The 14,283-nt window shown below is 28.8% G+C and carries 12 protein-coding genes; 5 read left to right on the top strand and 7 right to left on the bottom strand.

Annotated elements, in window-relative coordinates; genetic code table 11:
* Positions 1-64: 64 nt before the first annotated feature.
* The 6 genes from B2P65_RS12655 to B2P65_RS12630 form a co-directional block, all read right to left on the bottom strand.
* Positions 65-1,012 carry an ROK family protein gene (locus B2P65_RS12655; RefSeq protein WP_346848061.1) on the bottom strand — a complete coding sequence of 316 codons (948 nt, stop codon included), beginning with the start codon at positions 1,010-1,012 and terminating at the stop codon, positions 65-67.
* Between the two features lie 95 nt (positions 1,013-1,107).
* A complete protein-coding gene (locus B2P65_RS12650) occupies positions 1,108-1,866 on the bottom strand; it encodes a YdcF family protein (RefSeq protein WP_346848060.1) in 759 nt (252 codons plus the stop codon).
* Entirely contained in the window at positions 1,859-2,314 is a 456-nt protein-coding gene (locus tag B2P65_RS12645; RefSeq protein ID WP_346877468.1) for a VanZ family protein, read from the bottom strand. The genes B2P65_RS12650 and B2P65_RS12645 overlap by 8 nt, the downstream gene beginning before the upstream one ends.
* Positions 2,315-2,335: 21 nt before the next feature.
* Positions 2,336-3,733: a Sapep family Mn(2+)-dependent dipeptidase gene (locus tag B2P65_RS12640; RefSeq protein ID WP_346880245.1), complete on the bottom strand. Its 1,398-nt coding sequence runs from the start codon at positions 3,731-3,733 to the stop codon at positions 2,336-2,338.
* A 481-nt stretch (positions 3,734-4,214) separates the two neighbouring features.
* A complete protein-coding gene (locus tag B2P65_RS12635) occupies positions 4,215-5,864 on the bottom strand; it encodes a carbon starvation protein A (protein WP_346848058.1) in 1,650 nt (549 codons plus the stop codon).
* Positions 5,865-5,958: 94 nt separating this feature from the next.
* Positions 5,959-6,471 carry a hypothetical protein gene (locus tag B2P65_RS12630; protein WP_346880244.1) on the bottom strand — a complete coding sequence of 171 codons (513 nt, stop codon included), beginning with the start codon at positions 6,469-6,471 and terminating at the stop codon, positions 5,959-5,961.
* Positions 6,472-6,719: 248 nt separating this feature from the next.
* Here B2P65_RS12630 and B2P65_RS12625 point away from each other — a divergent pair, with 248 nt between their 5' ends.
* The 3 genes from B2P65_RS12625 to B2P65_RS12615 all read left to right on the top strand — a co-directional run bounded on the left by B2P65_RS12625 (position 6,720) and on the right by B2P65_RS12615 (position 10,734).
* On the top strand, positions 6,720-7,955 hold the full coding sequence (locus B2P65_RS12625) for an aminopeptidase (RefSeq protein ID WP_346848056.1): 1,236 nt from the start codon (positions 6,720-6,722) through the stop codon (positions 7,953-7,955).
* A gap of 236 nt (positions 7,956-8,191) precedes the next feature.
* Positions 8,192-8,896 carry a response regulator transcription factor gene (locus tag B2P65_RS12620; protein WP_346848055.1) on the top strand — a complete coding sequence of 235 codons (705 nt, stop codon included), beginning with the start codon at positions 8,192-8,194 and terminating at the stop codon, positions 8,894-8,896.
* A 14-nt stretch (positions 8,897-8,910) separates the two neighbouring features.
* Positions 8,911-10,734, top strand: coding sequence for a HAMP domain-containing sensor histidine kinase (locus tag B2P65_RS12615; RefSeq protein WP_346877465.1), 1,824 nt, complete (start codon positions 8,911-8,913; stop codon positions 10,732-10,734).
* Between the two features lie 61 nt (positions 10,735-10,795).
* Here B2P65_RS12615 and B2P65_RS12610 read toward each other — a convergent pair whose 3' ends face one another.
* Entirely contained in the window at positions 10,796-11,293 is a 498-nt protein-coding gene (locus tag B2P65_RS12610; protein ID WP_346848053.1) for a metal-dependent transcriptional regulator, read from the bottom strand.
* A gap of 317 nt (positions 11,294-11,610) precedes the next feature.
* Between B2P65_RS12610 and B2P65_RS12605 the strand changes: the two genes are divergently transcribed.
* Positions 11,611-11,877, top strand: coding sequence for a FeoA family protein (locus tag B2P65_RS12605; RefSeq protein ID WP_346848052.1), 267 nt, complete (start codon positions 11,611-11,613; stop codon positions 11,875-11,877).
* A gap of 209 nt (positions 11,878-12,086) precedes the next feature.
* Positions 12,087-14,246: a ferrous iron transport protein B gene (feoB, locus tag B2P65_RS12600; protein ID WP_346877464.1), complete on the top strand. Its 2,160-nt coding sequence runs from the start codon at positions 12,087-12,089 to the stop codon at positions 14,244-14,246.
* The last annotated feature ends 37 nt before the right edge of the window (positions 14,247-14,283 follow it).

Below are 14,283 nucleotides of genomic sequence, written 5' to 3'. Positions count from 1 at the left end.
GAAATTAAAAGCACCTATGGAATACTATTTATATCCATAAATGCTTTTATTATATATATATTTTTTATCTATATTTACACAGAGAAGCTGCTCCTATAATACCACCATCATTTCCAATGCCAGATAATAAAATTTTCCCTACATCCATACCTTTATAATAAGTTATTTGAGATACTTTTTCCCTTAACATAGAAATAAAATACTCTCCTGCAGCTGATAAACCACCTCCTATTACAAAAACTTCAGGATCTACTATAGAAATAATATTCATAATTCCTATAGCTAAATAATTTGTCATTCTACCAATTACTTTACAAGCTACCTTGTCTCCTGCCTTAGCTTGGTCAAATATAACTTTTCCATCAATACTATTTAAATTACCTTTAACTTCAGTCATAATAGCTGAATCATTTCCTTCTTCAATCAGTTTTCTTGCATGCTTTATTATAGCTGTAGATGAGGAAAAGGTTTCTAAACATCCATTTCTCCCACAATTGCAATCATAATAATTTTCTCCCACTATCATATGCCCAATTTCAGAGCCTATTCCGTGGAACCCATCATATACATGTCCATTAATTATTATGCCTCCACCAATACCGGTTCCTAAGGTTAGTAAAACTCCCGTATGATAGCCTTTCATAGCTCCAACTACCAATTCAGCTACTCCAGCTACAGTAGCATCATTACCTACGAAAACCGGAATACTTAATTTCTCCTCAATAGCACTCTTGATATCTACATTATTCCACCTGAGATTTACACAATCAATTATGATTTGGCTTTTAGGATCCACTATTCCAGGTATACCTATTCCTATACCCTGTATATGAGATTTAGGTATATTATTAACATTTATAGTCTTAGAAATCAATGCTATTATATCTTCAATAATGTCATTGAATCCGTTTTCCCTTTTAGTAGGAATTGAATCTTTGTATATTAACTTATTATCACTATCCACAATACCAATTCCTACGTTAGTTCCCCCTAAATCTATTCCTATATACATATAAATCGCCTCCTATAGATCCTAATATACATATTATTAGATTAATTACGTTAATATTTTTCAATAATAAAATCAACATACAGTACTGTTTAACTTTATTTTATATAATGATAAATTAACTCCTTTACATAAGCAAAACTTTCTCTCACATAAAAATTCAATGATGTAATTATTTCATTTTTAGCACTATAACAATATATCTTTAATCCCGTATTAATTCCTATGTACTTAGCTCTAAACATGTGGAATCTATTGGTTATTAAGGTAACACTTATATTGTCCTTTTCTTTACTTTTATTCTCCATTATTACTTTTGAAAACTTAAAATTCTCATAGGTATTAGTAGACTTTTCTTCCATTATAATATTATTCTCATCTACTCCATTACTTACTAAATATCTCTTCATAGCAAGAGCTTCAGTGATATCCTCATCTTTACCCATGCCGCCACTAACTATAATAGGTATATTATCATGGATTTTATTATATTCTATAGCTTTATCTAGTCTAAAACGTAAAGATTTAGATATTTGTTCCTTATTTATTCCAGCTCCTAATACTAAAACATAATCTGTAATACGGTCATCCTCAATAGTGCCAGTATATATAATTAATCCTTCTAATACACAAAAAAATATAAGACCTATAGAAACAATTACAGTTAATACTTTTCCTGAGGAATTTTCTGTAAGGTTATTTTTTAAAATCCAATGAGTTATATAACTCAATATAGCTACTATTAGCCAGAACCCTGCAAAGGCTATATGGAAGTTAAATATCTTTAAAATACAATAATATATAATAGCAAACCATCCTATGTACACAAACATATGGTATAATTTAAACTTATTCATAAAATTGTCCTCTTTTCACTATTTTTATATGGGTAGCCATATAATTTACTATAAAGAATGTAACTACACCACTAAAATCAATTAGTACATCTCTTACTTCAGAGCTCCTACCTATAATAAAACTCTGCAAAAACTCATCGCTTAAAGCCACTAATATACAAGATAATAGAATAAAAGAGTTATTTTTCTTTTTATTGAAAGCTCCACAGGTGATTGTAACTAAACCACCCAAAATGAAATATTCTGTAAAATGAGCTCCCTTCCTAACTATCACAGTCAATACTTCCCCCTTAGATTCATCTAATTTTAAAGTACTTAATATAACATTTACTATTTTAGAGCTAGAACTTGAAGATTCCACCGCCGGTTGAGATGACATATAAAATATAAAGCTAATCCAGAAAATAGTTATAAGCAATAGTATGTTTTTTTTCTTAATATCCTCCACCCCTTTCAACAATTTTAAATTTTATTTCAATAGTTCATATATAGCCATAGCATATATTTCTACTAAATCCATAAATTCATCCAAAGTAATAAACTCATCAACTGCATAATCTAACCCCTTATTTTTAGGAAGTATAGGTCCAAAGGATACCAGGTTACTCAAGACTCTTGCATAGGTTCCTTTTGAACTTACGTAAGGCTGTGATTCTTCATCACCAGTAACTTCTCTATAAGCCTTCATAAGTTTTTTTACTACAAAGCTATCCTTAGAAAAGGAAACTGACCTTAGGTGACTTAGATTTTTTATTTCAAGAGAAGAATACTTAAAACCATCTTTAACTAATTCTAATACATCACTATATACATATGATATAGGATAGTTGATATTAACCTTTATATCAACTCTATCACTAGTTAAATTTATGGTGCTCACATTAAAAGTAAAGTTACCAGAATCTTCATCTTGTAATTTACAATTTATTTTTTCTCCATTGTATGAAGTAGAAATTAATCTATTATATTCATGAACAAATTCTCTTTTATCAATAAATTCCTCAAAATTCTCAAGAAACTTAAGTCCATAGGATATGGCATTTACTCCTTTATCCGGGTTGTTACTATCAGCTTCCTTACCTATAAATTCTATATTCATAAGTTTATTTTGACTTATAGTTTCATATTTTATGTTTTGAAGTTTTGAAAACCTTTTTAGCTCCGTTTCAATTTTATCTTTAAATATATCTTCACAACTAAGTATAATACTAATTTTAGACGGTACAGTATCTATACTTTGTCCTCCAACTATTTGTACTATATTGATAGGCGCATCAAAGCCACCTGAAAATTCCATATGAAGATCAAAATTCATTATACCCTTTTCTCCATATATAACAGGAAATACACCGTCTGGGGTAAACCCTATATCTGGAGCTACTTCATATTCCTTATAATAATTTATGCTTTTTATTCCAGTCTCCTTATCTGCCCCCACAATCATTCTAATTTTTTTTCCTTCTGGAATTAAATCTTCATCCTTTAAGAATTTCATAGCGTATAGACAAGCTATTAAAGGTGCCTTTGCCTTTACAATACCTCGTCCATATATCTTACCATCATAAATTTCTCCTGAAAATGGGGGTTTTGTCCACCCTGCTCCTTCTTCGTTCACATCTACATGACATAAAACACCAATTGTATAATCACCACATCCAGCATCTACTTGACCACAGTATCCGCAAAAGCTTTGACTTTTAAATCCCATATCTTTAGCTTTGTCTAACACAAACCTAAGACTCTTGTGAACTTCTTCCCCGAAAGGCATATTAGGCTTTTTATGAGAAGCTACACTTCTTATTTTTACTAATTCTATCAAATCTTTTATAATCTGCTCTTTATTTTCATCTATATGTTCCTTAAACATAAATAACTTTAGAAGTTTGTACCAATAAGTACTGTACTTACTAAAGTTCACCTCCTTATATTTGAAAAACTTTTATACCTTAAATAAACTGATTTCTTAGCTTCTCCGAAGCTTAGAAATCGTTATCCAGGGACATACCAACTCTTAACTCTCACTTTTAAAAAGAGGGAGTACTAGAACTGGTAGTCATCGGATAAATCCATTGTAAACTTATTCATTCCATTAATGAATTGTGTTAGTAATTTGTCGTTATATATATCCTATTAAATTCATTATTCATATTTATTTATAACATAAATATTCTCCAGATGAAATACTCTTATGCAACTCTTACGTAATTTCACAACAAAATTTTATTATATATGTATATCGTTACATAATAAATATTCTATTATACCATAATAAAAGAGTCTATTAATTAATTCATAAATAGGCTCTTTTACTGTAGATATTACTTTTTATTTTCTATAAAATATGCTAACTACTTTAATATAGTCTTATTAACATTTTTCTTTGAATTATTATTTCGTATTAATGTGTTATACGCTTCTATTATTAAGACTATAGCAAGAATAAATAGTATTAGTGCAATTATACCTAATATATAATTGGGAGTTGATGAGAAAATATAATCTTTAATTAATAGACCTAAAGCAGATAATGTTACAATAAACATTAATACCATGGGTATAATTGTAACTAAAGCTTTCTTTCCACTCTTAGTAAGCCATGCTGTTATTGCTAAAAGTGCAAGAGCTGCTAAAAGTTGATTAGCGGATCCGAATATTGGCCATATCTTATTATATCCATAAAGGATTAAACCAAAGGAAGCTAAAACAGTTATTCCAGTTGATACATACATGTTTTTGCTTATAATATTCTTTTTACCACCTTTTCCCTCACATAACTCTTGTAAAATATATCTTCCAATCCTAGTAGCTGTATCTAAGCTTGTAAGAGCAAAAGCTGAAAAGCACAAAGTAACAAACACTATACCTACTTGTTGAGGTATTCCGAATCCACTCATAAAATTAGCAACACCATTTGCAAATATAACAGCAGGTGTACCTTCTGCTTTGGTTACATAGCCTACAGCTATGAGAGCTATAACAGCTACTATACCTTCAATTAACATAGAACCATATCCTATAAGTTTAGCATCCGGCTCTTCTCTATCAATCTGTTTAGATGTGGTGCTTGAGCTCACAAGAGAATGGAAACCTGAAATAGCACCACAAGCAACAGTTACAAACAAGAATGGGAATAGAGTTTTTCCACCCATATTAAAACCATTAAAAGCAGCTAATTCCATAGCAGGTCTTTTTATTACTATTCCAAGCAGAGCACCTATAATGATTCCGTATAGTAGGAATGAGCATAAATAATCTCTTGGTTGTAATAATAACCAAACAGGTAATGTAGATGCTAAGAAAATATATATTAGTAATAATATTTGCCATCCAAGCTTTGACAACTTAATAATTGGAAATATATATCCTATATAAATACAAAATAATAATAGCACTATCCCTATTACTGAAGCTACTGATAACTTAGCACCTTTTTTGAACACACTAAATCCAAAAATCACTGCTAATACAATAAATAGCATAGATGCTGTTCCAGCTTGAGCTCCCATCAAATTTTCTGGAATAGCAGGATCATAAGCAAAGGTAGATGCACAAATATCTGTAAAAGCTGCTACTACCAATACAATTGTGACCCATCCAAATATATTAAATAATTTTTTTCCTTTCTCTCCAATGTTTACTTTAATAACTTCACCTATTGTTTTCCCATCATGCCTTACAGATGCAACTAATGATCCAAAATCATGAACTCCGCCTATAAAGATACTTCCTATGATTATCCACAATAATACAGGTAACCATCCAAATATAGCCGCTTGGATAGGTCCTGTGATTGGACCTGCTCCAGCTATAGATGAAAAATGGTGTCCAAGTAATACCTTTGAATTTGTTGGACAATAGTCTACATCATCCCTTAGTGTATGTGCTGGAGTTTTTCTTTTGGGATCAATCCCAAATTTTTTAGCAAGAAAGGCTCCATAAGTCACATAGGCTACAATGAATATAGCTATGCAAATTAATAATAAAGCTAATGAATTCATACCAAAACCCCCTTTATATTTAAAACAAGGTCATAAAATTATAAACCTTATTTTTAACTAAGTTATATTAAACAAAGAAAATGCCGATTATAGATTAATTTATATTAACCTTATCAAAGGATAAACTGTCAATTATATCTTTAGATATTTTATTATGATATATTTCACCGTTATTCAAATCTACTACAATAAGCCTTAAAATACTCCATCCATAAAAACTCATTCTATAATTCTTAGTATAATTAAATCTTTTAATTTTTCTCATAATATCTTCATCATTTATGTTTTTAGTCACAAGTATTCCAGTTATGTAGGTAGTTTTATGATTCTTGTGTGGATTAACTATACTTACCGTGCATTTCTTAAGATAATTTATAAAATCATCTAAAAATTCCTCATCAACTCTATCTTCACTGACTACCAAACAATGTTCATTACACTCATATTCATCAATTATTTTATTTTCAGAAATAAAGCTTCTTCCAAATTTCATATTCCAAATTCCATAAATATCTATCCTTTTATTCATTAGGCTCTTATTTATTTCTAAATGAAAATTATTAGAAAATACTTTTGCAAGATGATTTAAATAAATTAATTTATCCATATATCCTCCTAAAATATGTTATACTTATTTTTATGCTGATTTTTAGTGATTTATAATAATTATGAAAAATAAATGTAAATATTTCAAAATTATATTTATAATATCTTTTTAACATAAAAACCTATACTATAAAATAATTTTGTATAGAAATTTAATAGTTTTACATATATAATAAAAATGATTAATAATTTACTTTATTAGAATAATTTAAAATTATTACGCAATTATTAAGGAGATGATCTGAGTATATGAAAATAAATGATGAGTTATTAAAAAAATATGCAAAACTTAGTGTATCAATCGGTGTAAACGTACAACCTAATCAAATTCTTGTTATAAAATCACCTGTAGAATGCGTTAATTTCACGAGAATGATTGTTGACGAGGCCTATAAAATTGGCGCAAAAGAAGTTGTTGTTCATTGGAGTGATGAAGAATGTGCTAAACTCAAATATCTCAACTCCCCTATAGATGTTTTTGAATCATATCCAGATTGGATGAAAGAATCCATGCTCACCTATGCTAAAGATGGAGCTTGCTTTTTAAGTATAAGTGCATCAAATCCTGAACTACTAAAAGATGTAGATCCTAAAAAAATTGTAGCTTCACAAAAATCCTCTAGCATAGCTACAAGAGAATTTAGCGAAAGACTTATGAGTAATAAAAATTCTTGGTCTATAATAGCTCTACCAACTAAAGGTTGGGCAACTAAAGTATTCCCTAATCTTTCTGAGGATGAAGCAATAAATAAACTATGGGGAAACATATTTAATATAGTACGTGTGGATCAAGAAAATCCAGTTAAAGCTTGGGAGGATCACAAGAAAAATTTAATTAAAAAAATAAACTACCTTAATGAGAAAAATTTTAAATATCTTCACTACACCAACTCTCTAGGTACAGACTTAAATTTAGAGCTTGTGGATAATCACCTATGGATAGGTGGTGCAGAATACACTCCAGAGGGAATAGAATTTATTGCAAATATGCCTACAGAAGAAATCTTTTCAATGCCAAAGAAAACAGGAGTTAATGGTAAGGTCTTTAGCTCAAAACCTCTAAACTATGGTGGCAACCTAATTAATAACTTCTCTCTTACCTTTAAAGATGGTAGAGTTGTTGATTTTGAAGCTAAAGAAGGCTATGAGTCCTTAAAGTCATTAATTGAAACTGATGAAGGATCTCATTTCCTTGGAGAAGTTGCTTTAGTTCCATTTAACTCTCCTATTTCAAATTCCAATATAGTTTTCTTTAACACTCTATATGACGAAAATGCTTCATGTCACTTAGCCTTAGGTAAAGCATATAACTTATGTGTGAAAGATGGATCAAACAAAACTACTGAAGAAGTGTTAGCTCTAGGCGGCAATGACTCTTTGACTCATGTTGACTTCATGATAGGAACCTCTGATTTAAATATTACTGGAATTGGCTTTGATGGTTCAAAATCCCCTATATTTGTAAATGGTAATTGGGCTATATAATTATTAAATATCACTATATAAATTTAATCTCATATATATGTTTTTATTATCAACTTCAATGTAACTTATAGATAATTTATTAAGTTAAAATTATCTATGAGTTATTCTTTTTTTAGTTAAAATTATAGTTATTATAATTAGTAATAAAGTTTTAATACTTTTTGTGTATTTATGTTGTAAAATATTAATTGTAAATCATAAAAAATGTTTAAAAATAAAAGGTGGTGCTCAATAGTATGTCAAATTTCAATATTTTAGTAGTAGATGATGAAGTTGAAATATGTAATGCTATAGAAATATATTTAAAGCGTGAAGGCTTAAACGTGTTAAAGGCTTACGATGGAATTGAAGCTCTTCAAATTTTAGAAGAAGAAAAGATTCATTTAATATTATTAGATGTAATGATGCCAAAACTTGATGGTATAAAGACATGTTTAAGAATTAGAGAAAATAGAAATATACCTATAATAATTCTGTCTGCTAAATCTGAAAATCTTGATAAGATTATTGGATTAAATAGTGGTGCTGATGATTATATAACTAAACCTTTTAATCATCTTGAACTTATAGCTAGGGTTAAATCTCAACTAAGAAGATATGAAAAACCTCTTGATATAGAAAATGTAAATTTAAAAGATAAAATTATAATTAAAGACTTAATTATTGATACAACCCTAAAATCTGTAACCCTAAGGGATGAGCCTGTAAAACTGACAGCTACAGAATATGGAATATTACTATTACTAGCTTCTAATAACGGTAAAGTTTTTTCTATAAAAGAAATATATGAAAATGTATGGAAAGCTCCATTTTACCATAGCGAGAATACAGTAACTGTTCACATTAGAAGAATGCGTGAAAAAATTGAAATTAATTCTAAAGATCCAGAATATATAAAAGTTGTCTGGGGAGTTGGATATAAAATTGAAAATCCTAGTTAAAGGAGGGTTAAACCTTGACTTCTACTATTAAAAAATTAATTAAAAAATGGATTAATGCCTCTAACGAAAATATAAATTTAATTGAAATACTGATAGTTTTTATTATAGGTATAACTGTTCTTCCAAAATTTCTTCAAATAACTCTATCTGATTATGATAATTATACCAATAGATATAGTTTTTATGGAACTGCTATTATTAACGAAAAAACTTTTAAGAATGAGATGTTACAAAATGATGTCATCAATTTCAGAGAAAATTTACTAAGTGTTACAGAAGGATTTTCAAAAATTCTCTATTGTAAAACTGATAATGATGCAAAAGTTATACAAAACTCCTTAGAAACTTCTCTTATTGGTGATATTGGAGTTTTACTGATTGATAAAACTAATAATAGGTGGTTTTCTAATAGAAATTGGTTTTCAGATTATCCATTCAATGAACTTCCACCTAAAGATGCATTAATAAAATTATCTAAAGAAGATGATGTGGTAGTTTATAGTTCTAATAATTTATCCCATTATTCAGCTCCAAGAGGTTACTACAATGGTGCATATACCTCTCCTAATGCTGAATTAGAGGAACTTTACTTTATTCGTGGTGCTAAATATAGTAGTATGGCAAACTTCATAAGACTTAGATTTTATTTTTCTATTCCTCTATTAATTATATTTATGATTTTGTTAACTAAACAATTTTTCTGTATTAAAATTTTTGGAATAAAAAAATATATACGTAATTTTAACAATTTACTTATTTTTAGGCTAATAAAATCTATTAATATTTTTTTTGTAAGTATTAAGGATGTATTTAAAAACTTATTTTTCGATACTACACTATTAGGACTTTTTATATTTTGGGTAATGTATTTTCCACTATCCTATGTGTTTAATTCTAATGATTACTTTTTTTACTTCAACAGGAATCTTAATAGTTTCCTTATAAAATCAACTTTTTTTATAATTATAGCAAGTACATGTGTTAGATATTTAGAGAGCATAAATAATAAGAATAATTTAATCAAATATCTTAAAAAAATTGAAGATGGAGATATGGATGTAGATATAAATGCTAAAAATCTTGGTAATTTATCCAACTTAGCAATGGAAATAAACAATTTAAAGGTAAGCTATAACAAGAAAGTTGAAGAAGGAATTCGAAGTGAGAAGTTAAAAACTGAACTTATAACTAATGTATCCCACGATTTAAAAACCCCATTAACTTCCATAGTAAATTATGTAGATATACTTAAAGATGAATCCCTTGATAAAAGCGAAATAAAGGATTATGTTACCATTCTAGATAATAAATCAACTAAACTTAAAAAGCTTGTTGAAGACTTATTTGAAATGTCAAAAATGAACTCTGGACAAATTATTTTAAATAAAAGCGATGTAGATATTGTAGAACTAATTCATCAGAGTCTAGGAGAACTAAGCTTTTTAGGTGAAAATAAGAGTCTTACCTTTAAAGTAATTGGAAATAAAGATTGTCACCTACACCTAGATGGTGCTAGAATTTCAAGAGTTATGGATAACTTAATATGCAATGCTATAAAATATTCACTTGAAAACTCTAGAATTTATCTTGAAGTTATTGAATGTGAAAAAGAATGTGAGATAATAGTAAAAAATATATCAAAATATGATTTAGATTTTAATGAAGATGATATTCTTGAACGATTTGTTAGAGGCGATAAATCTAGAAATTCTACAATAGATGGTTCTGGTTTAGGCCTTGCTATTTCTAAAACTATAGTAGAACTCCATAAAGGTACTCTTAAAGTGAAATGTGACGGAGACTTATTTAAGGTAATAATTAAACTTCCTAAATCTTAAAATATAAAATTAGATAAACTTTACAAAGCTACCTTAAAGCTATAGCGTTTAGGTAGCTTTTTTATATTTCCTCAATATCTTCATTCTTATAGTACTTTTCTCTAAATGTTCTATACTCATCTAAAATATTTTTATTATCTTCTATAAAGCAATTAAATATATTTAAATTCTCTACAGTATCACTACCTACCACATGCTCAATTAACTCTGTTTCTATGAGTATATCACTATCAGAGCCTAAAAATTTCAAAAACTTTTCTATTGTATTATGTCTGCATAAAAGATATTTACCTACCTTTATACCAAGAGCAGTAAGTCTTATAATTCCATACTTTTCATAATCAATCAAACCTAGCTTACCGAGCTTCTGCATCATCTTGGAGGCTGAAGAATCCCTAACATTTAGCATTGCAGACAGCTTATTAAGTCTTATATAATCCTCCCCTTCCATAGTGCATCTATAAAGCATCTCTACATAATCTTCCATGGATGCAGTGATTAATCTATCATCAAATAGCTTCTGTTCATATGCTCTAACTGTATAAAATTTTTTATCCACTTACTTTATCCTCCATATTCTATAAATTATATTTTGTTCCTTAACAAATTTTCAACCTTCCATTTCTATTACATATTTATTTAGATTATAAACACTAAAATATAAATAATTAAAAACTATTAAATATTTCTACTTTATTTTTAAAATAGTATTTTTAAAATAGTATCATGAATATATAAATAATCATATGTTAGAGTAGGGAAAGATTTTTTCCCTACTCTAACTAGTTAAATATATGATTAATTAAAAATAATTAGAAGTACTATAACTTACTTAATTAATTATAAATACAAAAAGTTTAAAAGGAGATTAACAGTATGAATAAAAATTCAAATGTTTATATAGAGTCATCTAGAATATTACCCTTAACAGATTTATCTATGGGCAAAAAATGCAAAGTAAAAACTCTTACCTCTAGTGGATCTATAAGACGCAGAATGCTTGATCTTGGACTTATATCCAATACAGAAATAGAAGTTCTTAATCAAAGTCCTTCTGGTGATCCTGTAGCTTATTTAATTCGTGGAGCAGTAATTGCAATTCGTAAAGAAGATGCTTCTAACATATTAGTTGAAGCACTTTAATGTGGTAAGCCTACTAAAGCATTTCATTATAAGAATAAAAATATATTAGTTTTATTCTTATTTGCAAAACATTATAGGCTTCAGATAGAATAGTAACTTCATCTGAAGCCTATTACTAGACATTATGTAACACAATCTATGCTTACCCTAAACTTTTCATAATTATATAAGATTAAATAATACAATAATTTATTATAGGAGGTTTTTTAATGGGATTAACTAATCAATCTACCGGAGTTAGCGCTTTAGAAAAAGAACTTAATATAGATCGTGCTTCCCCCTCAGATAAAATAATTGCTCTAGCTGGTAATCCCAATGTAGGCAAGAGCACAATTTTTAATAGCTTAACTGGACTTAACCAACACACTGGAAATTGGCCTGGAAAGACAGTATCCAATGCACAAGGAAGATATACTCACAAGGATAAATCCTTTATACTAGTTGATATACCTGGAACCTACTCTCTTATGGCTAACTCTGTAGAAGAAGAGGTTGCTAGAGACTTTATCTGTTTCGGTAATCCTGATGCCACTATAGTTATCCTTGATGCTACTTGTCTAGAAAGAAACTTAAACTTAGCACTTCAAACTATAGAAATAACTAACAATGTAGTAATATGTGTAAACCTACTAGATGAAGCTAAAAGAAAAGGAATTAATGTAGACTTAACAAAACTTTCCTTACTTCTCGGTGTTCCTACTGTAGGTACTAGCGCTACCACAGGATATGGTCTTAAAGAATTAATGGATATAGTATATAATCTCACAAATAATGAAGTGCCTATAAATCCTATTAAAATTAAGTATGATAAAGTTTTAGAAGATTCTATCTCACTAATAGAACCAGAAGTAAAAATAGCTCTAAAAAATATAGCTTCTAAAATTAACCCTAGATGGATTTCTTTAAAATTATTAGAAAATGACCCTAGTCTAATTCAATCCTTGAATAAATATTTAAATATTAACATGCTAAATAATGAAATAATTAAAATAAAGATAATAGAAGCAACTAATCTTTTAACTACTTATAACATAACGGGAGAACATTTTAGGGATATATTAGTAACTACTTTAGTAAGTAAAGCCGAAAAAATCAGCATGAAAGTGGTTACAAAAGAGAATTATAAATATAATATTACTGATAGAAAAATTGATAGAATTCTTACATCTAAAATATATGGAATACCTATAATGATTTTACTTTTATGTGTTGTTTTTTGGATAACAATTACAGGTGCTAATTACCCTTCATCCCTTTTATCTACTTCACTCTTCTGGATTGAAGATAGACTTAGTGTATTTTTACTAGGTTTAGGTGCACCCTGGTGGCTAGAAGGTGTTCTAATAAAAGGAATTTACAGAACCTTAGCCTGGGTTATTGCTGTAATGCTTCCTCCAATGGCTATTTTTTTCCCATTATTCACACTTCTTGAAGATTTAGGATATTTACCTAGAATAGCGTTTAATTTAGATAACTTCTTTAAAAAAAGCTGTGCATGCGGAAAACAAGCTCTTACTATGTGCATGGGATTTGGCTGTAATGCAGCAGGAATAATTGGATGCAGAATTATAGACTCCCCTCGAGAAAGGCTAATTGCAATTATTACAAATAATTTTGTACCTTGTAATGGACGTTTTCCAACTTTAATTGCTATAATCACCATGTTCTTTGCTGGCACTTTTGTTGGACCATCACAATCTATTATATCTTCATTAATTCTAACATGTGTAATCCTATTAGGAGTATTTATGACCCTAATGATATCCAAAATTCTATCTAAAACTATACTTAAAGGAGTACCATCATCCTTTACTCTAGAACTTCCCCCTTATAGAAAACCACAAGTGGGGAAAATAATAATCCGCTCTATATTGGATAGAACTCTATTCGTTTTAGGTAGAGCAGTTGTTGTAGCAGCACCTGCTGGATTAGTTATTTGGATAATGGCTAATATTACAATTGGAAACTTTAGTCTACTAGCTCATTGTGCTAATTTTTTAAATCCCTTCGCCAATTTAATAGGCTTAGATGGTTATATATTAATGGCATTTATACTTGGTTTTCCTGCTAATGAAATTGTAATTCCTATTATTATTATGAGTTATACAGCCACTGGAAGTTTATTGGAATTTGATAGTTTAATTCAACTAAGACAACTTCTAACTTCAAATGGTTGGACATGGCTCACAGCATTAAATGTAATGTTATTTTCTTTAATGCACTGGCCATGTAGTACAACTTGTTTAACTATAAAAAAGGAAACTCAAAGCTTTAAATGGACCGCCATTTCCTTTGCAATTCCTACCATAACAGGTATTGTAATTTGTTTTACGATAACAACTCTAGTTCGAATTCTAGGCCTTGCTTAAACATTTAAATAAAAAAACAGAGTTTACACACTCTGTT

It is taken from the genome of Clostridium sp. UBA3061, from assembly GCF_002367465.1.
GTDB lineage: Bacteria > Bacillota > Clostridia > Clostridiales > Clostridiaceae > Clostridium_J > Clostridium_J sulfidigenes.
This window is presented reverse-complemented; position numbering and strand designations above follow the sequence as displayed.

Excerpts from the sequence above, each read along its gene's own strand:
- B2P65_RS12655 (WP_346848061.1), bottom strand. The coding sequence starts at position 1,012 with ATGTATATAGGAATAGATTTAGGGGGAACTAACGTAGGAATTGGTATT.
- B2P65_RS12650 (WP_346848060.1), bottom strand. The coding sequence starts at position 1,866 with ATGAATAAGTTTAAATTATACCATATGTTTGTGTACATAGGATGGTTT.
- B2P65_RS12640 (WP_346880245.1), bottom strand. The coding sequence starts at position 3,733 with ATGTTTAAGGAACATATAGATGAAAATAAAGAGCAGATTATAAAAGAT.
- B2P65_RS12635 (WP_346848058.1), bottom strand. The coding sequence starts at position 5,864 with ATGAATTCATTAGCTTTATTATTAATTTGCATAGCTATATTCATTGTA.
- B2P65_RS12630 (WP_346880244.1), bottom strand. The coding sequence starts at position 6,471 with ATGGATAAATTAATTTATTTAAATCATCTTGCAAAAGTATTTTCTAAT.
- B2P65_RS12625 (WP_346848056.1), top strand. The coding sequence starts at position 6,720 with ATGAAAATAAATGATGAGTTATTAAAAAAATATGCAAAACTTAGTGTA.
- B2P65_RS12620 (WP_346848055.1), top strand. The coding sequence starts at position 8,192 with ATGTCAAATTTCAATATTTTAGTAGTAGATGATGAAGTTGAAATATGT.
- B2P65_RS12605 (WP_346848052.1), top strand. The coding sequence starts at position 11,611 with ATGAATAAAAATTCAAATGTTTATATAGAGTCATCTAGAATATTACCC.
- feoB (WP_346877464.1), top strand. The coding sequence starts at position 12,087 with ATGGGATTAACTAATCAATCTACCGGAGTTAGCGCTTTAGAAAAAGAA.